Source organism: Micromonospora sp. NPDC005324 (assembly GCF_040607155.1).
Classification (GTDB): domain Bacteria; phylum Actinomycetota; class Actinomycetes; order Mycobacteriales; family Micromonosporaceae; genus Micromonospora; species Micromonospora trifolii.
Genome location: NZ_JBEXGE010000026.1, coordinates 83710 through 106639, shown reverse-complemented (window position 1 = coordinate 106639; position 22930 = coordinate 83710). Strand labels below are relative to the sequence as shown.

The following is a 22930-nucleotide window of genomic DNA, read 5'->3' as shown; positions in this document are numbered from 1 at the left end:
CCAGAGCCACGAGTTCATTTTATTGCAGATGACGTCATTCGAGTTTTATTACAGGGTGAATGGAGTTCTGTCGTGTGATCTTCAGATCCAACACCGACTTACTGAGGCGGCCGTCGATGAACAGATCCCGGGGGTACGCGTCTCAGCCGCCGATCGGGGCGGTCTCCTTGCCGCCCTGCGGCTTCTCGGGCTTGACCGAACGGAGCAGCACGCTCGCCACGTCGATCACCTCGACCTGTTCGCCGGCACCCTTGCCGTTGACCCCGTCGTTCAGCATTGTCGAGCAGAACGGGCAGCCGACCGCTACCGTCTTCGCCCCGGTGGCCATGGCCTCCTCAACCCGGTCCACGTTGATCCGCTTGCCGATCTTCTCTTCCATCCACATCCGGGCGCCGCCGGCGCCGCAGCAGAAGGAGCGCTCGCTGTTGCGCGGCATCTCGGTCAGCTCGCCCTCAATGGCGTCGCCGAGCACCTCCCGCGGTGCCGCGAAGACGCGGTTGTGGCGACCCAGGTAGCAGGGGTCGTGGTAGGTGACCCCGCCGTCGACCGGCTGCACCGGCGTGAGCTTGCCGGTGGCGACCAGGTGCGCGAGCAGCTGGGTGTGGTGGACCACCTCGAACTCCCCGCCGAGCTGCCCGTACTCGTTGCCCAGGGTGTTGAAGCAGTGCGGGCAGGTCGCGACGATCTTGCGCTTGGCCTTGTCCCGGCCCTCGAACGCCTCGTTCAGCGTCTCCACGTTCTGCTGGGCGAGCATCTGGAAGACGAACTCGTTGCCGATCCGCCGCGCCGGGTCGCCGGAGCAGGTCTCGCCCTCGCCCAGGATCGCGAACTTCACGCCCGCCTCGTTGAGCAGCGTGGCCACCGCGCGTGTGGTCTTCTTGGCCCGGTCCTCGAACGCGCCGGCGCAGCCGACCCAGAACAGGTACTCGAAGTCGTCCACCTCGCCGACCCGGGGCACCTCGAAGTCCAGGCCCTTGGTCCAGTCCTCGCGGGTGTTCTGCGGGGCGCCCCACGGGTTGCCCTTGTTCTCCAGGTTGCGCAGCATCACGCCGGCCTCGGAGGGGAAGCTCGACTCGATCAGCACCTGGTAGCGGCGCATGTCAACGATGTGGTCGACGTGCTCGATGTCCACCGGGCACTGCTCCACGCAGGCGCCGCAGGTGGTGCAGGACCAGAGCACGTCCGGGTCGATGACACCGCCCTCCTCGGCGGTGCCGATCAACGGCTTGTCGGCCTCGGCGAGAGCCAGCACGTCCAGGTGGGCGAGCTGCGCCTGGGTGGCCTTCTCCTCGCCGGTCAGGTCCTTGCCGCCACCGGCCAGCAGGTAGGGCGCCTTCGCGTACGCGTGGTCACGCAGGCTCAGCACCAGCAGCTTCGGCGACAGGGGCTTGCCCGTGTTCCAGGCCGGGCACTGCGACTGGCAGCGACCGCACTCGGTGCAGGTGCTGAAGTCCAGGAGGCCCTTCCAGCTGAACTGCTCGACGTGGGCGACGCCGAACTGGTCCTTCTCCGGGTCGGCCTCCTCGAAGTCGAGAAGCTTGCCCTGGCTCGTCATCGGCCGCAGCGCGCCGAGACCGGAGCCGGCCGGCCTGGCCGGCTCCCGCTTGAAGAAGATGTTGGGGAACGCCAGGAAGCGGTGCCAGGCGACACCCATCGTGACGTTCAGGGAGATGACGATCAGCCACGTCATCGAAATAATGATCTTGATGGCCGCGGCGACGCTGACGCCGTCCGCCCAGTCGGGCAGCACCGCACCGACCGCGTGGCTGACCGGGGTGGCCCAGAACGGGAACTCGAAGTGGTCGGTGGCGACCTTGAAGCCCCGGATCACGAAGCCGAAGATCAGGACCAGCAGCACGATCCACTCGACGAAGTAGCCCTGCCACATGGTCGAGCCGGTGAACCGCGACCGCCCGCCCGGGCGGGTCGGTCGGTTGCGCAGCCGGATCGCCATCAGCACCAGGATGCCGACCAGACCCAGCACCCCGATGATCTCGGTGACCAGACCGAAGATCGTCCAGTGCCCGATGATCGGCAGCCCGCCATCGGTGGTGACGACCTCGAAGTACGCCTCGAGCACCAGCAGCGACAGCACGACGAAGCCGACCATCACGAACCAGTGCGCGGCGCCCACCACGCCCCACTTGAGCATCCGGGTGTGGCCGGCCGTCTCCACCAGCATCGTCCTGGCGCGGGCGACCTTGTCGGAGAACCGCTCCGGCGCGGGTTGCCCGAGCCGGATGACTGCCACCATCTTCAGGACCGCACGCACCGCAAGCCACACCGCCACGGCGGTGATGGCGGCCGCGAGGATCGTGGTGACGATCTGGACGCTGCCCATCGAGTTGGCCTCCCCGGTCTGCTGCCTGATGACCTCGCTCTGCTCGGTCATGCAGTGCAGCCTACGCGAAGGTTACCCAGCGGTAACGTGAGCCATCTCGCAGCAGGCCGCGCTGCCTGCGCACACCATAGGGGGCCCCACCCGATCCTGCTGGGCAGGGGCTCGACGGGGTGACGTGGGACCGCCGACGCGACGGTCTGCTCGGGTCAGCGCCAGCGGGAGAGCAACGCCAGCGAGGCGACCATCGCACCGAAGCCGACGGCGAGGTTCCAGTAACCCCACGCCATGACCGGGTACTCCTGCTCGGACAGGTAGTAGAGCACCAGCCAGCCGATCCCGACCACGATCAAGGCGACCGCGGTGATCGGCAACCACACCGGGCTAGGCTTGCGCGACGACGATGTCGTCGTCGTCGGACGGACGTCCGTCGGCGGGGTGTACACCTTCTTCTTACGGACCTGAGACTTGGGCACGGCGCTCTCCAGAGGGGTGACGACCTCGTCCGGCCTGACAACCGGGCGCGGGGGCGACGGTCCATGGCCAATAATGTTCGAGAGCTAGCGTAGTCCCGATTGGCCGCCCGGACCACGAATGGGGTCAGGCCAGTGCACGGAGTGACCGAAAGAGGCGGGACTGCTCGCACCGGCCCAGCCGGCACGGACCGATCCCCGACACGCGGAAGGAACGCTCGGTGGAGTACACATCCGGCGCAACCTCCTGGCAGAAGGTCCTCCGACGGGCCGCCGCCGGGCTGCTGCCCCGGCGACCGCGCCAACGCCGTCCGGGCTGGTCGATCGGGGTGCCCCTGATCGCCGCGGCGGCCGGGTTGCTCTTCACCACCACCGCGACCACAGCGGGCGGCACCGCTCTCCGGGAGGACCGGCGCCCCCAGCTCAACCAACTCATCGAGGACCGCCGCGAACAGGTAGCCGCCAGCGAGCGCCGCGCCGCCACGCTGCGCGGCGAGGTCGAGCAACGGACCAACACCTTGGCCGGCTCGGACGTCCCGATCAAGGATCAGCAGAATCGCGCCCAGGGCAGCCTCCAGAACGCCGGGTTCACCGCCCTCGGCGGGCCCGGGGTCACCGTCGAGCTGAACGACGCGCCACAGTTGGACCAGACGCAGTCGGACGCCAGCAACGACGACCTGGTGGTGCATCAGCAGGACGTTCAGGCGGTGGTCAACGCGCTCTGGGCCGGCGGAGCCGAGGCCATGTCAATCATGAATGTCCGCGTGCTCACCACCAGCGCGGTACGCTGCGTCGGTAACACCCTGCTACTTCACGGCCGGGTGTACTCCCCACCGTTCAAGATCGTAGCGATCGGCGATCCGGCTGCCCTCCAGCAGGCCCTCGCCAGCTCTCAGGGAGTCCGGTTGTTCAAGGACGCGGTCGACGACTACCAGCTTGGCTACAAGGAGACGGCCTCCACGGTGCGAGTTCCCGCATTCGAGGATTCCACCGCCCTGCGCTCGGCTACGGTGCCCAAGTGAGCGGGCCGGACGAGCGACGCGACGGGCGACACCGGGACCAGACCGACGAGCCGACCGCCTTCCTGCCCAAGGTCGACCGGCCTGAGTCTGCACCGAGCCGACCGGCCCCGGCCAGCAACTGGCCCGAGCCGGTGCTGCATCCTCCGCGGGCCGAGCAGCCACCGCGAGCCGAGCAGCCACCGCGGGCCGAGCAGCCACCGCGGCCGAGCGCCACTCGACCCCAGCCGACCGAGACCCCGGGCCGCCCGGGTGCCGAAGCGCCGCCGCCCTGGCCGGGCAGCACAGCTGCCGGGTCGGGCTCACACGGCGGTGCCGGGGTTCCCCCCGCGACCGCCTCCGGCCGCCCGACCGCCAGCAGCCAGGGCCCGGTTCGGCCCGCTGCCCCCGGCAACGCCCCGACCCGGCCCCCCGCGCCCAGCGCCGCGTCCACCCGACCGACCGCGCCCAGCGCCGCACCGACCCGACCACCGGGCGTCGGCAACCCATCCGGTGCCGCACCGACCCGCCCACCGGGCGTCGGCAACCCACCGGGTGCCGCACCAACCCGCCCGGCCACGCCCGGCGGGATGCCGATGCCGACCCGGCCGGCGACCTCCGGCACGCCGAGCCGGCCTGTCTCCTCAGGCCCCTCGACGCCGCCGCTGGCCGACTCGCCGACCGCGTACATTCCGCAGGTCACCGCCCGGCCCGCCCGACCCACCGGCTCCCCGGCCACGCCGGTTTCCCCGGCCGCCCCCGACCGCGTCGCGGCGGCCGGGCCGGAAGGTTTCGCACCGACCGGGCCGGGCCGGGTTCCGCCGACCGGGCCGGGCCGGGTTCCGCCGACCGGGCCGGGCCGGGTTCCGCCGACCGGGCCGGGCCGGGTTCCGCCGAGCGCTGGCGGGGATCGCGGCGTGGACCCGGCCGCCACCGCGTTGATTCCGGCGGTGCCCGCCACACCTGCCAGCAGGCCCCCGACCATGGACTCGACAGCTTTGATGGGTGCCGTCCCCCGCACCGCGGTCCCGGATGAGCCGGCCGGCGACAACCCCGCCGACCCTCCCCAACCCCGACGCGGCGAGCGGGTGGTGCACCTCCGGCCGCACCAGACCGGTGAGGGCTACAAGAGCGTCTACTCCGAGCTGACCCGCCCGTCGTTCGGCTCGCGACTGCGCACCGGCGTCCGCGTCACCGGCGAAATCCTGATCACCTTCGGCCTGGTGGTTCTGCTCTTCGCCGGCTACGAGGTCTGGGGCAAGTCGGCCATCGTCGACGCCCACCAGAACGACCTCAACAACCAGTTGGCCCAGGCGTGGGGCCCGACCGACGACCCGACGGTGGCCCCGTCGGTCGGCCCGAGCGTCAAACCGTCCCCACCGGTACGCGGCAAGCCGCTCGCGGGCCTCTACATCCCCAAGCTCGACAAGAACTGGGTAGTCGTCGAGGGCGTCACTCAGCAGGACATCCGCTTCGCCCCGGGCCACTACCCGACCAGCGCGCTCCCCGGCCAGGTGGGCAACTTCTCCGTCGCCGGCCACCGCAACCGGGCCACCTTCTGGCGGCTGGACGAGCTGGACGAGGGCGACCCGATCGTGGTCGAGAGCAAGACCGACTGGTACGTCTACCGGGTGTCGCAGTCCCGGATCGTCCGACCGACCCAGGTCGAGGTGGTGGCGCCGGTGCCCGGCGAGCCGGACAAGAAGGCGACCAAACGGATGCTCACCCTCACCACGTGCAACCCGAAGTTCGACAACTACCAGCGCCTGATCATCCACGCCGAACTGGACCGCACCCAACCCAAGTCCGCGGGCCGCCCGGCGGAGCTGGGAGGCTGACCCGATGTACGCGTTCATCTGGCGCAAGCTGCCGTTCGGCGTGGTCGGGAAGTTGACCGGCTCGGTGCTGCTCCTGGCCGCCACGGTGGCCCTGCTCTGGTATGTCGCCTTCCCCTGGGCCGAGCCCCTGCTGCCCTTCGACGACGTGCAGGTCGAGTCCGGCGTACCCGCCGAGACGGGTGGCGGCGACCCGGTGACCGGGGAGACTCCGGCCGGCGACGAGCACGAGCTGCCGTACGACACCGACCAGAACAACTCCGCGCCTCCCTCCCCGAGCAGGTGACCATGCGCGTCCTGGTGATCGACAACTACGACTCCTTCGTCTTCAACCTCGTGCAATATCTGGGCCAGCTCGGGGTGGACTGCGAGGTCCGTCGCAACGACGAGATCGACGTCGCCGAGGTGGGCACGGTCGGCGCCGACGGCATCCTGCTGTCGCCCGGACCGGGCAGCCCGGACCGCGCCGGCATCTGCCTGGACGTCATCCGGGAGTACGCGGGCAAGCTGCCGATCTTCGGCGTCTGCCTCGGCCACCAGGCGATCGGCGAAGCCTTCGGGGCGACCGTGACGCGCGCTCCGGAGCTGCTGCACGGCAAGACCTCCGAGGTACGACACCACTCGGTCGGCGTACTCGCCGGTCTGCCCGACCCGTTCACCGCCACCCGGTACCACTCGCTCGCCGTGCTGCCCGAGACGCTCCCCGACGAGCTGGAGGTCACCGGCTGGACCGGCTCCGGCGTGGTGATGGCGATGCGGCACCGGACGCTGCCCATCGAGGGCGTCCAGTTCCACCCGGAGTCGGTGCTCACCGAGGGCGGTCACCTGATGCTGGCCAACTGGCTGGCCAGTTGCGGTCGCCCCGAGGCGCTGGAGCGGGCACCCGCGCTGGCCGCCGAGGTCGACGCGCGTCGTCTTGCAGCCTTCGCCACGACCTGACGGCCGAACGCCAGGGCCCGGTCACCGGGCTGTCGGGGAGCCAGTGGCGGCTGGCTCAGCCCCGCAGAGCCTTCTGGATCGCGGGGTCCGCTGGCGAACGCACCGCCGGCGGCCGGTCGCGCACCGCGTCCCACGCCGCCTTGCCACTGGCGAAGTAGTCCCGAACCGACTTCTCGGCGAGCAGGGCAGCGCCGCAGCCGTCGCAGCGGGCAGCCACCCCGTCGACGTCGAGGCGGAGCTGCCGGCAGAGCGTCACCGCCCGGGACAGGTGGTACGACTGGGTGACGATCAGGGCCCGCTCGACGCCGTACACCTCGCGCGCTCTCGCGCAACTGTCGTAGGTGTCCAGGCCGAACGGGTCGGCCACCACCCGACGCCTGTCGACACCCCGCTCGGAGAGGTACGTCGTCATCACCGCCGGCTCGTCACCTGACGCCCCGCCTCCGTCGCCCGACACGAGGACGACAGTGGCTCGTCCACTGGCCACCAACTCGGCGGCCGTGTCCAGGCGCCCGGCGAGACGGTCCCCCGGCCGCTGCCGATCGGCTGCCACCTCGGTGCCGAGCACGATCACCACGTCGGCGGCCGGCGCGTCCGCTTCGGCGTAGAGGTGGCCGCGCGCGGACAGCGTCGTCCACAGCCACGGGGAACTGGCGAGCACCAGCACGACGAGGCCCGCGACGACCAGCCGGCGGACGCGTCGAGGCCATCGCCGCACCGGCCCGACCGGGACCGATGCCGCCTCGGTCATGCCGATGCCCGGGTGTTGCCTAGTCCTGGGGCCGGCCCGGCGGGGGCGGGAACGGCAGACCGACGCCGCCCCCGTTGCCGGGAGTGGTCGGTGTGGCCGTCGGTGTGGCCGTCGGCGTGATCGTCGGCGTCGGGTCGGTCTCCGGCTCCGGCTGACTCACCTTGATGGTCACCTTCGTGCCGGTAGGCTTCTTCTCCTTGCCGTTAGGGCTCTGGTCGGTGACCTTCCCCGCCTCGGCGGCGGGCACCTCCGGCCCGTCGTTGACGACAACAATGAAGCCGGCGTTCTTGAGGACGCGGGTGGCCTCTTCCTGGCTCAACCCCACGACGTCCGGCACGTCACGAACCTTGCCGTTCGAGACCGTGAGCTTCACCTTCGTGCCTTCGGGAACGCTCTCGCCCGAGGGCGGGTCGACGTCGAGGACCTCGTCCTGGCTCGCCTCGGCGTTCACCGTCACGACCTCGAACGTGAGCTTCGCCTCATTGAGCCGGGCGATGGCGCTGTCCCGCTTGCTGCCCTTGAGCCCGGCGGGAACGCGCACCTCGGGAACGCCGCCACAGACCTGGATGGTGACCGTGCCGCTCTGCTCCAGCTTGGTGCCCGCCGCCGGATTCTGATTGACGACGCTGCCCTTCGTGCAGTCGCTTGCCAGCACCGGCTCACCCACCTGCGGGGAAAGCCCGGCGTTGCGGATCTCGGTGACCGCGGCGACCTGGCTCTTTCCGCTGAGGGTGGGCACCGACTTCAGGTCCTTGTCCTTCTGCTGGTCCCAGAGCAGGGCGGCGACCAGGGCGATCACCGCCAGCACGCCGACCGCGCTGAACATCGCGATCAGCCAGGAGGACGCCTTGCGTTGACGCGGGTCGCCCACCCGGGCCGGGATCTGCCGGGTCTGCTGCCCACCACCGGAAGCCGGGTAACCGCCCCCGCCGCCGGCCGGGGCCATCGCCACCGTCTCCGCCTCGCGCAGCACCGGAGTGGCCAGCACGGGCCGGCCGGCGGCGGCGCGGAGCAGATCGGCCCGCATCTCGCCGGCGCTCTGGTAGCGGTTGAGCGGGTTCTTCGACAGCGCCTTGAGCACGATCGCGTCGACGGCCGGGGTGACGTCCGGGTTGATGTCGCTCGGCGTCGGCGGCGTCTCCCGGACGTGCTGGTACGCGACGCTGACCGGGCTGTCCCCGACGAACGGCGGGTGCCCGCAGACCAGCTCGAAGAGCACGCAGCCGCCCGCGTACACGTCGGAGCGCGCGTCGACGGCCTCGCCGCGTGCCTGCTCCGGGGAGAGATACTGCGCCGTGCCGATGACCGCGCTGGTCTGCGTCATGGTGGTCGCGCCGCTGGCGAGCGCCCGGGCGATGCCGAAGTCCATCACCTTGACCTGGCCGGTCTGGGTGAGCATCACGTTGCCGGGCTTGATGTCCCGGTGGATGATGCCGTGCCGGTGGCTGAACTCCAGCGCGGCGCACATGTCGGCGCAGATCTCCAGCGCGCGGCGGGGCTGAAGTCGCCCCTCGGCGCCGAGGACCTCCTTCAAGGTCCGCCCGTTGACGAACTCCATGACGATGAACGGCAGCGTCTCACCGGTCGGCGCGGTCTCCTCGCCGGTGTCGTAGACCGCCACGATGGCCGGGTGGTTGAGCGAGGCGGCGTTCTGCGCCTCCCGACGGAACCGCATCTGGAACGTCGCGTCCCGGGCGAGGTCGGTGCGGAGCATCTTGATCGCGACGTCCCGACCGAGCCGGAGATCGCGACCACGGTGCACCTCGGCCATGCCGCCATAGCCGAGCAGTTCGCCGACCTGGTACCTGCCACCGAGCAGGCGGGCCTGCGCTGTCATCGCGTCTGTCGTCCTTCGCTCGTCGTCGTCCCGCCGTCGCCCGGCTGGAGTCGTACCTCCCGACGGTACGACGTCCGGGTCGGATCGTCGCGCCCGTCGAGTCGTAGCGCGCCGGACGCCACGGTGCGCGGCGCCAGCCCGGCGGATACACCGGCCTGCGACTGCTTCCGTAGGTTGTAGGAAATCACGCCAGAGCAGAGCAGGACCAGCACGGCCAGCAGGATGGCGAGAAGCACCATTCCAGGCCGGGACCGCTGGGGCTGGGGTGACGGCGTCACCGGGCCGGCCTGCCGGACGTACGCCGGCGGGTGTTCCTGCCGGGGCGGCCCGGACGGCACCGCCGCCGCACCGCGTGGGTAGCCGTTCGGTGCGCCCTGCGGCCGGACGGGCTGGACGGCCGGCGCGACGGCGGTGGGGCGTGGCTGTTGGGCGGGTGCGACAGCGGTCGGCCTCGGCCCGGCCACCGGCGGGCGGGCAGTCGGCGGACGCATCTGGTGTGCCTGCGGCACCTGGGCCCGGCCGGGCGCGGCGGGTGAGGCAGGCGCGGCGGAGACCGGCCCGGAGTTGGCGCCGGCCCGGGCCTGCTGGGAGAGCGCGGCCTTGAGCTGACGGGCGACCCCGGCGAGTGCGGCGGCGCTCGGCCAGCGGGCGGCCGGGTCCTTCGCCAACGCCCGTTCGACCAGGGCGCGTACCTGCGGAGGGATGTCGGCCGGCAGGGGCCGGGGCGTCTCCCGGACGTGCCGCATCGCGATGTCGAGGGGGTTGTCGCCCTCGAACGGCCGTCGACCGGCCAGGCACTGGTAGGCGACCACGCCGAGGGCGTACACGTCGGACGCCGGGGTGGCCACGCCGCCGGTGGCCTGCTCCGGCGAGATGTACGAGGCGGTGCCGAGCACCGAACCGGCGGCGGTGAGCTGGCCGACCATGTCGGAGCGGGCGATGCCGAAGTCGGTGAGCACCAGCGTGCCGTTCGGCCGGACCAGCAGGTTGCCCGGCTTCACGTCGCGGTGCACGATGCCCTTCTCGTGCGCGGCGTGCAGCGCGTCGGCGGCCTGCGCGACGAGGGCCATCGTCCGGGCCGGAGTGAGCCGGCCGACCCGGCTCAACGTGGACGACAGGGCGTCACCCTCGACGTACTCCATGACCAGGAAGGCGATCTGCTGGTCGTTGCCGAAGTCGTAGACGTCCACCACGCCGGGATGGTTGATGGTGGCCATGGTGCGGGCCTCGTGGCGGAACCGCTCGCCGAAGTCCGGGTCGTCGAGCAGGGCGGGGAGCAGGCTCTTCACCGCGACCGTCCGGCCGAGCACCTGGTCGGTGCCGCGCCACACGTCGCCCATGCCGCCGCTGGCGATCCGCTCGTCGAGACGGTAGCGGTTGCCGAGCTGCACGCCGGGGCTGAGCATGTCAGCGACCCCCTGGGTCGGCGATGGCGGCCTTCATGATCTGGCCGGCGATCCGAGCGGCCTCGCCGCTGCCACCGGGGCCGGCCTGCTCCAGCATCACGCAGACCGCGGAGACCGGGGTGCCGTTCTTGTCCAGGGCGAAGCCGATGAACCAGCCGTGGTCGGGCCGATCCGGGGCGGACTGGGCGGTGCCGGTCTTGCCGCCGACCGTGTAGCCGCTGATCGCGGCCTTTCGCCCGGTGCCGTCCCGGACCACGTTGACCATCATGTCGCGCAGGTCGGAAGCGACCTGCGGCTCGACGGGCTGCCGCAGCTCCCGCGCCTTCGCTGTGTAGTAGCTGGTGGTCCGGTCCGGAGCGAGCAGCTGCCGCACCAGGTACGGCCGCATCTGGCTGCCGTTGTTGGCGATCGAGCCGGCGATCATGGCGCCTTCGAGCGGGGTCATCCGCACGTTGTTCTGGCCGATCGAGGACTGGGCCAGCGCGGCCGGGTCGGTGCTGCCGTCCGGGTTCTGCATGTCGCCGGTCCGGCTGGCCTCGGTGCGCAGACCGTCCTCGCCGAGCTGCCCGACGGTCAGGTCTTCCTGCTCGAAGCCGAACTGGCGGGCCTTCTCCTTGACGGTTTCCGCGCCGAGCCGCACGCCGAGCTGGGCGAAGCCGGTGTTGCACGACTCGGTGACCGCCTCCAGCAGGGTGACCTGTCGCCCTGGGCAGATCGACGGATCGGCGTTGCGAATCGGAGTGCCCGAGGTGGGCGCGGTGTAGCTGGGACCGGCCGGGATCTGGGTGCTCTTGGTGACGCCGTTCTCCAGCGCCGCCGCGGCCACCACGATCTTGAAGGTGGAGCCCGGGGGCAGCGTCTCGGAGAGCGCGCGGTTCTTCAGCGGGCCGTCGGGGTCCTGCTCCAGCTTGTTGTACGCCGCGGCCGCCTCGTTGCTGTTGTGGCTGACCAGCGGGTTCGGGTCGAAGCTCGGCATGGAGACCAACGCCTGGATCGCGCCGGTACGCGGGTCGACGGCGATCGCCGCGCCCCGCTTCGCACCCACCTCGTTGTTGCGCAGCTGGTCGTACGCCGTGTCCTGGGCCCGCTTGGAGAGCGTGAGCAGCACATTGCCGCCGCCCGTGTCGTCGCCCGTGAACATGTCCTTCAGCCGGTCGCCGATCAGCTGGTCGCTGGTGCCGGCCAGAAAGTCGTTCTCCACCCGCTCGATGCCCTGGTCGGCCAGGTTGACGGGCTTGTAGCCGAGCACGTGGGCGTACTTGGCGCCACTTGGATAGGTGCGCAGGAACTTCAGGTTCCCGCTGGTCTCCTTGCTCGTGGCCAGGGCCGTACCGCCAGCCTCGATGTTTCCGCGCTTGCGGTCGTACTCGGCGACCTGGACCCGACCGTTGTAGTCGCTGGTCCGGTATTCATCCGCCTTGTAGGCCTGGATCCAGTTGAGGTTGGCGAAGAGCAGACCGAACAGGACCATGACGACGACGCCAACGCGGCGCAGGGGTGCGTTCACGGCTTGATCACCTCCGTGGGAGCACCGTGCAGCTGCTCGGGCGGGCCAGCGCTGGGGCGAGCCGCCTTACCGCCGCCTCCTCCGGTCACCGGTCGGCGGGCGCCGTCAGAGACCCGCAGCAGCACCGCGATGAGCAGCCAGTTGGCCATCAGCGACGACCCACCGGCGGACAGGAACGGGGTGGTCTGACCGGTCAGCGGGATCAGCTTGCTGATCCCGCCGACGATCACGAAGACCTGGAGGCCGAGAGTGAACGCGAGACCGCCGGCGAGCAGCTTGCCGAACGAGTCCCGTACCGCGAGCGCGGCACGCAGCCCGCGCTCCACGATGAGCAGGTAGACGACCAGCAGCGCGGAGAGACCGAAGAGGCCGATCTCCTCACCGATGCCGGCGAAGATGAAGTCGTTCTGCACCTCGGGCAGGATCTCCGGCTGACCGCCGCCCGGCCCGGCACCGAAGAGCCCTCCCGTGCCGAGGGCCAGCAGGCCCTGCACGAGTTGGTAGCCCTTGTTGGTGGGGTCGGCGAACGGGTCGAGCCAGATCTCCGCCCGCACGTAGAAGTTGGCGAACGGACCACCGACCGTCGAACCGAGGACGTAGGCGAGGTAGGCACCGCCGAAGAAGAGGACCAGGCCGATCAGCAGCCAGCTGACCCGTTCGGTGGCGATGTAGAGCGTCACCACGAACATGCCGAAGTAGAGCAGCGAGGTGCCCAGGTCCTTCTCGAAGACCAGCACCAGGACGCTGATCAGCCAGACGCCGACCACCGGGCCCAGGTCGCGGCCCCGCGGGAAGTCGATGCCGAGGAAGCGTCGACTGGCCAGCGACAGCACCTCGCGCTTGCGCACCAGGTAGTAGGCGAAGAAGACCAGCAGCGCCAGCTTGGCGAACTCACCCGGCTGGATGGAGAAGCTGCCGACCCGGACCCACAGCTTCGCGCCGTTGATCTCGGAGATGCTCGACGGCAGCACCGCCGGGATCATCACCAGCACGATGCCGGCCAACCCCAGGGTGTACGCGTACCGCGAGATCGACCGGTGGTCGCGCATGATCGCCAGCAGGCCGGCGGCGAGGATCACCGCACCGAGCGTCCAGGCCAACTGGCGCCCACCCTGCCCGGCGAAGACGGCCAGGCTCTCCCGCTCGGCAACCGGGGCGTCGCCCAGGTCGATCCGGCGCAGGAAGCCCACCCCGAGCCCGTTGAGCAGGGCCACCGCCGGCAGCAGCGCCGGGTCGGCGAACGGGGCGAGGAACCGGATGACCAGGTGCAGGCCGAGGAAGACCGCGCCGAGCGCGGCGGCCGGCATCCAGAAGTCCGGGGTGACCGTGTCCAGCAGGTTCGCCTCGACGGTCGCCCCGTACGCGGCCACCAGCACCATCGCGAGCAACAGCAGGTACAGCTCGGCGTTGCGGCGCGACCGCGCCAGGCGTACGCCGGATTGCTCGCCCGCAGTGGCGGGCGAGGGTGCCGGTGTGGCCGCTACGGTCACGGGTGGAGTCCTCAGGATCTCAGCCGACGCTCACTCAGGAGACCGGCAGCCGGCCGGGTCGAGCGCCGGCGTTGCCGAGTCGGAGGGCGTGACGTCGGGTGTGGTGGTCGCGCCGGCCCCACCGAGAGCGGTGGTGGCACCGGCGGTCGGGCTCGCGCTGACAACGCCGTTGGGGGTCGGCGACGCGTTGGCGCTCGGGCTGCCGTTCGGGGTCGGTGTCGAACCGATCGGCGTCGGCGTGGGCGTGGGCGTGTTGTTGCCGCCGGCGGCGGTCGGGTCGAGCGGGCAGAGCGGCTTCAGGTTGGGGTTGCTCGGCGTGTCGCTGGTCAGCTCGGCGAGCTGACGCTCGGCGTCCGGCTCACTCTTGGCCCGGATGCCAACCTTGACGGTGTCCTGTGCGGCGACCGTGAGGTCGTCCAGCCGGGTGCCGCTGCGGCGGTGCACGCTGGACAGGTCCATCCCGGCGATCTGACCCTGGACACCGCGGAAGACGGCAACCTGGCCCTCTTCGGTGGCGCCCACGTAGTACTGCCGCTGGGTGTACGTCCAACCACCGAAGGACGCACCGCCGACGATCACCAGCAGGGCCAGCGCCATCGCGGCGGTCCGGACCGGGCGTCGCTTCGGCCGGTCGGCGTCATCGTCGGAGGCCGCCGGCTCCTCGGGCGCGGCCGGGCGCGGCGCGGAGAGCGCCGAGGCCCGGGCGGCCGGAGTCGAGTTGTCGGCGGAGGTCGCCATGCCGCGGTCCCGGGCGGCGGCGCCGCCCACGATCGGGGTCGCCTCGACGATGTCCTGGTCCGTGGCGTCGGCGATGATGACCGTGATGTTGTCCGGCCCACCGCCGCGCAGCGCGAGCTGCACCAGCCGCTCGACGCACTGCTGCGGGTCGGCGTACTCCCGCAGGGTCTCGCCGATGGTTTCGGCGCTGACCACGCCCGAGAGGCCGTCGCTGCAGATCAGATACCGGTCGCCGGGCATGACCTGGCGGACCGAGTATTCCGGGTCGATGTCCCGTCCGTCGAGGGCTCGGGTGAGCAGCGACCGCTGCGGGTGGCTGCTCGCCTCCTCGGCGCTGATCCGACCTTCGTCGACAAGCATCTGGACGTACGTGTCGTCCTTGGTGATCTGCGCAAACTCGCCATTGCGCAGCAGATAGGCCCGCGAGTCGCCGATGTGGACCATCCCCAGCTTGCTGCCGGTGAAGAGGGTCGCCGTCAGCGTGGTGCCCATCCCCTCCAGCTGCGGGTTGGCGTCCACCGTGTCGCGGAGTTGTTGGTTGGCGGTGCCCACGGCCGAACGCAACGCATCGACGAGAGCGTCCCCTGGGACGTCCTCGTCGAGCGGCGCCATGGCACCGATGACGATGTTGCTGGCGACGTCACCGGCGGCCATACCGCCCATGCCGTCGGCAACGGCGAGTAACCGCGGCCCGGCGTAGACGGAGTCTTGATTGCCGTCTCGGATCAGACCGCGGTCGCTGTGGGCCGCATAGCGCAGGGTCAGAGTCATGGCCGTAATTCGAGGGAAGTGCGGCCGATCCGGATCGGCACGCCGAGGGGGACGGGGGTTGGTCCGGAGACCTTAGCGCGATCGAGGTACGTGCCGTTAGTCGAGCCGAGATCCTCGACGTACCACTGCCCGTCACGCGGCAGGAGCCGGGCGTGTCGCGCGGAGGCGTAGTCGTCGGTGATGACCAGTGTGGAGTCCTCAGCCCGACCGATGGTGATCTGCGCTTCACCGAGAGTGATTTTGGTGCCGGCCAGCTGACCAGCCGTCACCACCAGCTGGTGTGCCGCTCTGCCCCGTTTCACCTTCGCTGGCTTGGTCGCCTGCCCCGTCGAGGCGCCCACCGCGCGCGGCGCGGCCACCAGACGACCAGACCGGGCGCCCGCGAAGAGGTCCCGGCGGATCACGCCGACCACCGTGAACACGAAGATCCACAGCAGGATCAGGAACCCGAACCGGGCAACGGTGATGACCAGTTCCGGCAAGGCGGGTCAGCCGTCCACGCGGAAGGTCAGCGTCGTCGTCCCGAGCTGGACCATGTCACCGGGGTTGAGCGCGACGGCGGAGACCCGCTGCCCGTTCACCATGGTGCCGTTGGTCGAACCCAGGTCGGTCAGCACGACCTGGCCGCCGTCGAAATCCAGCCGGGCGTGTCGCCGGGAGATGCCGACGTCGGGCAGACGCAGGTTGGCCTGGTCGCCGCGACCGATCACCGTCGACCCCATCTGGAGGGGGTAGGTACGACCGTCGCCGGAGACCAGCCGCACGTTGCGACCGCCACCGTGCCCGGGCGGCGGGCCGTAGCCACCGCCCTGGTCGTACGCGGGGTAGGCGGGCGGGCCGGCGTCGTAGCCGGGCGCCGACACCGGGGCGACCTCGCCGCCGGTGTAGACCTCGGCCGTGACACGGAACATGCCCGTGTCCAGACCCTCGCCTCGCTCGATCTCGACGATCACGTCGCCGTAGACCGTCCACGCCTGCTCGCCGATGAACTCCGCCTGCGACTGGGCCAATTCCTGGGCCAGCGCGGCGGCGTACGGCGCCAGCCGACTGTGGTCGAACGGCGAGAGATCGATCACGTAGCGGTTGGGCACCAACGTGCGCCCACCGGCCAGGATCGCCTTGTGCGCCTCGGCCTCCCGCTGCATGGCGTTGAGGATCTCCACGGGGTGGACCACCCCTTTGAAGACCTTGGCGAAGGCCCCTTCGACCAGGCCTTCCAGACGCTTCTCGAAGCGTTGCAGCACGCTCACCGGCTCCTCCTCGGGTCCCGAGGACATGATGGTATCCGGCCGGCGCGCGCGCAGCTCACACGCCGCTCGGCCGGCTGCTCTCGGCCCGTTCGGAAGGGCCGGGACTGTCGTGCTAATCTTTCGTCCGCCACGAACGGTAATCGCTCGTGGCGAGCGCCAGGGACAGCGTAGTATTCCCGAGGCCCGTTGGAGACAGCGGGGCCGGGCAGCTAGAGTGTTCCGGGTTGTGCCACGGGGATGTGGCGGAATGGCAGACGCGCACGGTTCAGGTCCGTGTGCCCGAAAGGGCGTGGGGGTTCAACTCCCCCCATCCCCACCCACCGACGAGGGCTCCGCTTCATGCGGGGCCCTTCCGTCATATCGGGGCGTGCTGGACGTCACGCTATGCTCCGATGGATTCTGCCTCCGATGGACCAGGAGTGGCGTGTGAGTGTCGCGTTGGTGACAGGGTCGGGTGGTCTGATCGGCTCCGAGGCGGTCCGGCATTTCGCCGGCCTCGGTCTGGATGTCGTCGGCATCGACAACGACATGCGCCGGTACTTCTTCGGCGAGGACGGCTCCACCTCGTGGAGCCTGGAACGGCTCGGCCGTGACCTGGGTGACGCGTACACCCACTTCGCGGTGGACATCCGGGACCGGGACGGCCTGGAGCAGGTGTTCAAGAAGTACGGCTCGGACATCGCCGTGGTGATCCACAGCGCAGCCCAGCCGAGCCACGACTGGGCGGCCAAGGAGCCGTTGACGGACTTCGACGTGAACGCCGGCGGCACGCTCAACATCCTGGAGAACACCCGCCGGCACGCGATCGACGCGCCGTTCATCCACTGCTCGACCAACAAGGTGTACGGCGACCGGCCCAACAGCCTGCCGCTCATCGAGCTGGAGACCCGGTACGAGCTGCCCGAGGACCACCGCTGGTTCCAGGGCATCACCGAAGAGATGTCGATCGACCACTCGCTGCACTCGGTCTTCGGCGCCTCCAAGGTCGCCGCGGACGTGATGGTCCAGGAGTACGGTCGCTACTTCGACATGAAGACCGCCTGCTTCCGGGGCGGCACGCTGACCGGGCCGGCGCACTCCGCGGCTGAGCTGCACGGGTTCCTGGCCTACCTGATGCGCTGCGTCATGGAGGGCCGGACGTACAACCTCTTCGGCTACAAGGGCAAGATGGTCCGGGACGCGATCCACTCGCACGACGTGCTGACAGCGTTCGAGGCGTTCTTCCGAGCCCCGCGATCCGCGGAGGTCTACAACCTCGGCGGCGGCCGGCACTCCAACACCTCGCACATCGAGGCGTTCCGGATCGCCGAGGAGATCACCGGCCGCGAGGCGCAGATCAACTACGTCGAGCAGAACCGCACCGGCGACCACCAGTGGTACGTCAGCAGCATGGCCCGGTTCGAGGCGCAGTATCCGGACTGGAAGATCACATACGACGTGCCGATGATCCTGCGGGAGATCTACGAGGCCAACGTGGACAAGTGGATGGCCCAGCCATGAGCGCCCGGACGAAGCGCAATGTGCTCGGCGTCCTGGTCGACGCCACCGACTACGCCACGGCCACCGACGCGGTGGTCACCGCGGCACACGAGCGGCGTCCCCTCGCGCTGACCGCGTTGGCGGTGCACGGTGTGATGACCGGGGTGCTCGACCCGGCGCACAACGCGCGGCTCAACTCCTTCGACGTCGTCACGCCGGACGGGCAGCCGGTGCGGTGGGCGCTCAACCTGCTGCACCACGTTGGGCTCAGCGACCGGGTGTACGGGCCGACGCTGACCCTGCACGTGCTGTCGCGCTTCGCCGACGAAGGGCTGCCGGTCTACCTGTACGGCTCGACCGAGGAAACCCTCACCCGGTTGATCCCGGCCCTGGAGCGGATGTTCCCGGCGCTGAAGATCGCCGGGGTGGAGCCGTCCAAGTTCCGTGCCGTCCAGCCCGGTGAGGACGCCGAGATCGCCGACCGGATCCGGTCCAGTGGTGCCCGGCTGGTCCTGGTCGGGCTCGGCTGCCCGCGCCAGGAGGTCTTCACGTACGCCATGCGGCCGCTGCTCGACATGCCGCTGATGGCTGTCGGCGCGGCCTTCGACTACCACGCCGGGCTGCTGCGCCAGCCTCCGCCGTGGATGCAGCGCGCCGGTCTTGAGTGGTTCTGGCGCCTCGGTCTGGAGCCGAAGCGGCTCTGGCGCCGCTACGTCATCCTCAACCCGGCCTACCTGGGCCGGCTCGCCGCGCAGAAGGTCGGCCTGTGGAAGGCCCGCCCTCCGGCCCCGGCCACCGAGCGGCCGGCCACCTTCTCGGTCTGAGCCCGATCCGTACGACCCGAGGCCCCACCCGGCATGCCGGGTGGGGCCTCGGTCGTAGGGAGACCGGTCAGACGGTCAGGGTCCAGGTGTTGATGTAGCCGGTGTCGGCCGAGTAGGTGTCCCGCACCTGGAGTCGCCAGATGCCGTCGGCGGCCTCACCGGACACGTTGACCGTGTACGTGGCGTTGACGTTGTCGGCGCTGTCCGAGGTGCTGCTGTTCTTCAGCCGGTACGAGCTGCCGTCCGGGGCGAGCAGGTCGATGACCAGGTCACCGCGGTAGGTGTGCACGATGTTCACCGCCACCGTGGAGGCCGAGGAGGCGTTGCGACCGCAGCCGGAGATGGTGATCGAGCTGGTCACCGCCGAGCCGGCGTCCGGGATCGACACGTCGGTGCCGTTGGTGCCGGTGCAGCCGGTGGGCGGCGGCGGGGTGCTGCCGGTGCCCACGTAGAGCAACAGGTTCGGCGAGCCCGAGCCGGGGTTGCTCACCACGTTGGGCGTGGCGTTGGCCACCAACTGGTTGCGGACCTGGGCCGGGGTCCAGCTCGGGTTGGCGCTGGCCACCAGGGCCGCCGCTCCGACCACGTGCGGGGTGGCCATCGAGGTGCCGCTGATCGTGTTGGTAGCGGTGTTGCTGTTGTACCAGGCCGAGGTGATCGACGAGCCGGGCGCGAAGATGTCCAGGCAGGTGCCGACGTTGGAGAACGACGACCGGGCGTCCGAACTGGTCGTCGAGCCCACCGTGATGGCCTCCGTGGTACGCGCCGGCGAGGTGTTGCAGGCGTTCGCGCCGTTGTCGTTGCCGGCCGCCAGGCCGTACGTGACGCCCGAGGCGATCGAGTTGCGGACGGCGTTGTCCAACGAGCTGTTCGCGCCGCCGCCGAGGCTCATGTTCGCCACCGCCGGCTTGATCGCGTTCGCGGTGACCCAGTCGACGCCGCCGATCACACCGGCGTTGGTGCCACTGCCGGAGCAGTTCAGCACGCGTACGCCGACGAGCTGCACGGCCTTGGCCACCCCGTACGCGGACCCGCCGACGGTGCCGGCCACGTGCGTGCCGTGCCCGTTGCAGTCGTCGGCCGAGCCGCCGTCCACCGCGTCGTAGCCGGAGGTGGCCCGGCCCCCGAAGTCGTTGTGGGAGAACCGGATGCCGGTGTCGATGATGTAGGCGTGCACGTTGCTCGCCGTGTTCGGGTAGGTGTAGGAGCTGTCCAACGGCAGGTTGCGCTGGTCGATCCGGTCGAGGCCCCAGGAGGGCGGGTTGGCCTGCGTGCCGGAGATCGAGACGGTGTGGTTCTGCTCGACGTACGCCACCGCCGGGTCGGCCGCGATCCGCGCCGCCGCGCTCGCGTTCACAGTGACCTCGAAGCCGCGCAGCGCCGCGCCGTAGGTGCGGGCCACAGTGCCGCCGTGGCGGCTGGAGAGCCGCTTCGCGGTGTCGCCGACCCGGTCCCGGGCCACGGCGCTGTCCTTGAGTACGACGATGTAGCTGTCCGGCACGGCGGTGGCTCCGCCGGCGGCCCGAACCACACCCACGGGTTCGGCGGCCAGGGCCGGGGTACCGACGGCCAGCACTGTCGCCGCGGCCACCCCGATCAGTACGGACCTTCGTGGAAGACCCATCTCCTACCTCCCTCTGACCGGCAGCGGAACGTGACCACCGGTCCCAACATCAATCGACAATTGCCGATCTAGCTGAGGGTAGGTCAGCCGTCGGGCAGTTGAACATGTCGAAACGGCCATACCTTCGCGTGATGGCCCCCTACGGGCCCGGCGTCCGGGGCGGACGGGGGACAGGCCCGGATTCGCCTCGCCGGGATTCGGGGAAGACTCTCGAACATGGAGAGTCAGCTCACCATCCTGCTCCCGATCGCCGCCGTCTGGCTGGCCGCCGGCGTCGTTGCCGACGGCCTTCCCCGGCTGCGCAACACCCGCATGCTGCGTCGGCGTACCGGATGGTTGCTGATGCTGGCCCTCACCGGCGTGGCGCTCACCGCGGTCGTGCTCGGCGGCGGGCTGCTCAGCGCCGGCACCGCGCCGGTCGACCGGGCCGCCGCCGGGCTCACCCTGGCCGCCGGCCCGGCGCTCGTGGCGACGGTCTGCTCGGTACGACGGATCCGCCGGCTGTGGGCCGGTGCGGGCGCGTTCGCCAGTGCCCCCGCCACCCCCGCGCCGCACGGTCTGCGCGCCGCCGCAGCCCACCCGCTCGTCGGGCTGCCACTACAGGTGACCGCCCTGGCCACGGTGCCGGCGTTGATCGCCGCCGCCGGTGCCGACCTCGGGGCCGACCCCGGCGTCGCCGGGCCGGCGATCACGGTGGGCGCGCTCGCGGTGATCGCCATCGGGGTCCGGCACGCGCTCCGTCACAACCGCTTCGCGGAGCGGGCCCGGCCCGCTGCCGTCACACGGTCAACGCGGACGGCTGGCGCTCTGCACGTATAGCAACTCCAGGATCGACCTGGTCGCCTCGAACCAGCGGTCCAGCCAGTCCTGCGAGGGCACCGTGCCCTTCGGCGGCAACTCCATCAGCAGACCACGCAGCAACGGGTGGTCAGCCAGGGACTCGGGCGGCTCCATCGGCCAGCCCGCCGGCGGGAACGACGGCTCGATCAGCGGGTTCGGGTCCAGTGAGGGCAGCGAGAGCGGAGGATCCGTCGTCTCGGAAGCGCCCTCCCGCCCGCTCAACTCCTGGTCGGTCGAGACCACCTCGGTCAGAACCGTGTCCCGACGAGCGCCGCGGTACTTGCCACCGAACCGCTCCGGCTTGGCCGGACCGGTGGTGAGGTTGTCTGAACCGATCGTCGTCATCCGTCTCGCCTACTCGCTCGGTTGCGGGTCGGTGCGGCGGGTCGTCGACCAGCGCCGTACCGACCGGTTCAACGAGACGGGGACGCTCTGGCGACGGGATTCCCGACGGAACCTCGCCGACCCCCGCCGCGAGGCGACAGTCGGCCGCGCCCACCGCGGACACGGCAAAGTCCCCGTCCGGCGAACCGGACGGGGACCTCACTGACCAGTCGGTCAGACCGCGCCGAACACACCACCCCGGGTGCCGGCAACGAAGGAGTGCCAGTCACCCGGGGCGAAGACCAGGGCGGGGCCCGCCTTGTCCTTCGAGTCCCGCACTCCGACCGCCCCCGTCACGTACGCCACCTCCACGCAGTTGTCACAGTTCGGCCCGCTCTTCGAGCTCTTGAACCATGCTGCCTGCATCAGGTCCACGGGGAACCCTTTGGTCGCCATTTCCACAACGGCTCCTCTGCCAGTTTTGCGATGTGTGCGACGGACTCCTCCGGACGTATGGCCGCAGCGCGGATGTGATCGAAGATGAAGCTGTACTTCTGCAGTTCGTCGCTCTTCTCGAGGAAGAGCCCACCCGTGGCGTTCTCCGCGTACACAACATCCGGATCACCGGGCTCAGGGAAGCTGAGGATCGTGAACGTGCCGTCCATGCCGGCATGCGCACCCACCTCGAAGGGCAGGATCTGCAGCGTCACGTTCGGCAACTCGGCCACCTCCACCAACCGCTTGAGTTGGCCGCGCATCACCTCGTCCCCGCCCACCGGCCGACTTACCACCGCCTCATCGAGCACCACCCACAGATCGACCGGATCGTCCTGGGTCAATAACGACTGACGACCCAAACGGACACGCACCCTTTGATGCACCTGATCGGCGGTGAAGTCCGGCCGAGCGGCGCGGATCATGGCCCCGGCGTACTCCTCGGTCTCCAGAAGGCCCGGAACGACCTGCTGTTCGTACGCCCGGATCGAACTCGCCGCCGCCTCCAGCCCGACGTACGCGCCGACGAGCACGGTGCTGTAGGGGTGCCACCAGCCCTTCTGGCGGGCCTCCCGGGCGATCTGCACGAGCTCGTCGCTCTCGGCGCCGACCACCCCGTAGATCCGCAGCATGTCCCGCACGTCGCGCGGAGTGGCAGTGGTGTGCCCGGTCTCGATCCGGGAGACCTTCGACGCCGAGCACTCCAACTGTTCGGCCACCACCTCGATGGTGATTCCGGCGGACTCCCGCTGGCGGCGCAGCTCGGCCCCGAGCCGCCGCCGTCTGATGGTGGGACTGCGCCGCTCACTCATGGCGCAACCCGTGCGCCACTGGTCCCCGCCGCTGGCTGCTCGACCCCACTCGGGCTACCTCCGGTAACGCGCCACTGGTTGACACCCGCCGGGGGCGCGACCGTCGACCGGCGAGCGTTCGCGACGAAGGGGGTGGTGCCGGTCCTCGGCCGGCCGCGACGGGCGAAACCGCCCTCAGTCTGCCGCCCGGACGCGGATG

Annotated in this window: 21 protein-coding genes and 1 tRNA gene; 8 read left to right on the top strand and 14 right to left on the bottom strand. The window is 70.5% G+C overall.

The genetic code is table 11. The features are described 5' to 3' along the window. Positions 1-142: 142 nt before the first annotated feature. Both ABZS40_RS24945 and ABZS40_RS24940 read right to left on the bottom strand, forming a co-directional pair. Positions 143-2341 (bottom strand): (Fe-S)-binding protein, encoded by a 2199-nt coding sequence (locus ABZS40_RS24945; RefSeq protein ID WP_354945853.1) that lies wholly within the window; start codon positions 2339-2341, stop codon positions 143-145. Positions 2342-2547: 206 nt separating this feature from the next. Further along, positions 2548-2814: a cell division protein CrgA gene (locus tag ABZS40_RS24940; protein ID WP_354945849.1), complete on the bottom strand. Its 267-nt coding sequence runs from the start codon at positions 2812-2814 to the stop codon at positions 2548-2550. 218 nt (positions 2815-3032) lie between these two features. Here ABZS40_RS24940 and ABZS40_RS24935 point away from each other — a divergent pair, with 218 nt between their 5' ends. From ABZS40_RS24935 to ABZS40_RS24920, 4 genes are read left to right on the top strand one after another with little or no spacing between them, the layout of a single operon-like run. Further along, positions 3033-3833: a DUF881 domain-containing protein gene (locus ABZS40_RS24935; RefSeq protein ID WP_354945848.1), complete on the top strand. Its 801-nt coding sequence runs from the start codon at positions 3033-3035 to the stop codon at positions 3831-3833. After that, entirely contained in the window at positions 3830-5647 is a 1818-nt protein-coding gene (locus ABZS40_RS24930; protein WP_354945846.1) for a class E sortase, read from the top strand. The genes ABZS40_RS24935 and ABZS40_RS24930 overlap by 4 nt, the downstream gene beginning before the upstream one ends. Positions 5648-5651: 4 nt before the next feature. Next, positions 5652-5930, top strand: coding sequence for a hypothetical protein (locus tag ABZS40_RS24925; protein WP_354945845.1), 279 nt, complete (start codon positions 5652-5654; stop codon positions 5928-5930). Positions 5931-5932: 2 nt separating this feature from the next. Then, the gene (locus ABZS40_RS24920) at positions 5933-6583 is read left to right on the top strand and encodes an aminodeoxychorismate/anthranilate synthase component II (protein ID WP_354945844.1); all 651 of its coding nucleotides are present in this window, start codon (positions 5933-5935) and stop codon (positions 6581-6583) included. A 55-nt stretch (positions 6584-6638) separates the two neighbouring features. Here the strand turns inward: ABZS40_RS24920 and ABZS40_RS24915 are convergent, their stop codons facing one another. Genes ABZS40_RS24915 through ABZS40_RS24880 form a run of 8 tightly spaced genes read right to left on the bottom strand, consistent with a single transcriptional unit; the run spans position 6639 to position 16360 of the window. Further along, positions 6639-7334 (bottom strand): ElyC/SanA/YdcF family protein, encoded by a 696-nt coding sequence (locus ABZS40_RS24915; RefSeq protein ID WP_354945843.1) that lies wholly within the window; start codon positions 7332-7334, stop codon positions 6639-6641. Positions 7335-7353: 19 nt separating this feature from the next. Beyond that, entirely contained in the window at positions 7354-9171 is a 1818-nt protein-coding gene (pknB, locus tag ABZS40_RS24910) for a Stk1 family PASTA domain-containing Ser/Thr kinase (protein WP_354945842.1), read from the bottom strand. Next, on the bottom strand, positions 9168-10577 hold the full coding sequence (locus ABZS40_RS24905; protein WP_354945841.1) for a protein kinase: 1410 nt from the start codon (positions 10575-10577) through the stop codon (positions 9168-9170). The genes pknB and ABZS40_RS24905 overlap by 4 nt, the downstream gene beginning before the upstream one ends. A gap of 1 nt (position 10578) precedes the next feature. Next, positions 10579-12084: a penicillin-binding protein 2 gene (locus ABZS40_RS24900; protein ID WP_354945840.1), complete on the bottom strand. Its 1506-nt coding sequence runs from the start codon at positions 12082-12084 to the stop codon at positions 10579-10581. Continuing rightward, positions 12081-13574 (bottom strand): FtsW/RodA/SpoVE family cell cycle protein, encoded by a 1494-nt coding sequence (locus ABZS40_RS24895; protein ID WP_354945839.1) that lies wholly within the window; start codon positions 13572-13574, stop codon positions 12081-12083. The genes ABZS40_RS24900 and ABZS40_RS24895 overlap by 4 nt, the downstream gene beginning before the upstream one ends. Positions 13575-13604: 30 nt before the next feature. Continuing rightward, complete coding sequence (locus tag ABZS40_RS24890; RefSeq protein ID WP_354945837.1) at positions 13605-15083, bottom strand: PP2C family serine/threonine-protein phosphatase; 1479 nt, start codon at positions 15081-15083, stop codon at positions 13605-13607. Next, on the bottom strand, positions 15080-15565 hold the full coding sequence (locus tag ABZS40_RS24885; protein WP_354945836.1) for an FHA domain-containing protein: 486 nt from the start codon (positions 15563-15565) through the stop codon (positions 15080-15082). Before ABZS40_RS24885 ends, ABZS40_RS24890 begins: the two co-directional genes overlap by 4 nt. Positions 15566-15571: 6 nt before the next feature. Then, positions 15572-16360 carry a DUF3662 and FHA domain-containing protein gene (locus ABZS40_RS24880; RefSeq protein WP_007454122.1) on the bottom strand — a complete coding sequence of 263 codons (789 nt, stop codon included), beginning with the start codon at positions 16358-16360 and terminating at the stop codon, positions 15572-15574. Positions 16361-16566: 206 nt separating this feature from the next. Here ABZS40_RS24880 and ABZS40_RS24875 point away from each other — a divergent pair. The 3 genes from ABZS40_RS24875 (at position 16567) to ABZS40_RS24865 (ending at position 18636) form a co-directional block, all read left to right on the top strand. Next, positions 16567-16649: transfer RNA gene (locus ABZS40_RS24875), tRNA-Leu, on the top strand. A gap of 68 nt (positions 16650-16717) precedes the next feature. After that, the gene (locus tag ABZS40_RS24870; RefSeq protein WP_354945835.1) at positions 16718-17833 is read left to right on the top strand and encodes an NAD-dependent epimerase/dehydratase family protein; all 1116 of its coding nucleotides are present in this window, start codon (positions 16718-16720) and stop codon (positions 17831-17833) included. Continuing rightward, complete coding sequence (locus ABZS40_RS24865) at positions 17830-18636, top strand: WecB/TagA/CpsF family glycosyltransferase (protein WP_354945834.1); 807 nt, start codon at positions 17830-17832, stop codon at positions 18634-18636. The genes ABZS40_RS24870 and ABZS40_RS24865 overlap by 4 nt, the downstream gene beginning before the upstream one ends. A gap of 67 nt (positions 18637-18703) precedes the next feature. On the opposite strand, the gene ABZS40_RS24860 is transcribed toward ABZS40_RS24865, so the two are convergent. Beyond that, positions 18704-20260, bottom strand: a complete 1557-nt coding sequence (locus ABZS40_RS24860) for a S8 family serine peptidase (RefSeq protein WP_354945833.1) — start codon at positions 20258-20260, stop codon at positions 18704-18706. 216 nt (positions 20261-20476) lie between these two features. Here ABZS40_RS24860 and ABZS40_RS24855 point away from each other — a divergent pair, with 216 nt between their 5' ends. Continuing rightward, a complete protein-coding gene (locus ABZS40_RS24855) occupies positions 20477-21079 on the top strand; it encodes a hypothetical protein (protein WP_354945832.1) in 603 nt (200 codons plus the stop codon). Here the strand turns inward: ABZS40_RS24855 and ABZS40_RS24850 are convergent. The 3 genes from ABZS40_RS24850 to ABZS40_RS24840 form a co-directional block, all read right to left on the bottom strand. Further along, a complete protein-coding gene (locus ABZS40_RS24850) occupies positions 21047-21445 on the bottom strand; it encodes a hypothetical protein (protein WP_238658498.1) in 399 nt (132 codons plus the stop codon). The genes ABZS40_RS24855 and ABZS40_RS24850 overlap by 33 nt on opposite strands. Positions 21446-21658: 213 nt before the next feature. Then, on the bottom strand, positions 21659-21880 hold the full coding sequence (locus ABZS40_RS24845) for a DUF397 domain-containing protein (protein WP_354945831.1): 222 nt from the start codon (positions 21878-21880) through the stop codon (positions 21659-21661). Then, positions 21850-22731, bottom strand: coding sequence for a helix-turn-helix transcriptional regulator (locus tag ABZS40_RS24840; protein ID WP_091396372.1), 882 nt, complete (start codon positions 22729-22731; stop codon positions 21850-21852). Before ABZS40_RS24840 ends, ABZS40_RS24845 begins: the two co-directional genes overlap by 31 nt. Between the last annotated feature and the right edge of the window lie 199 nt (positions 22732-22930).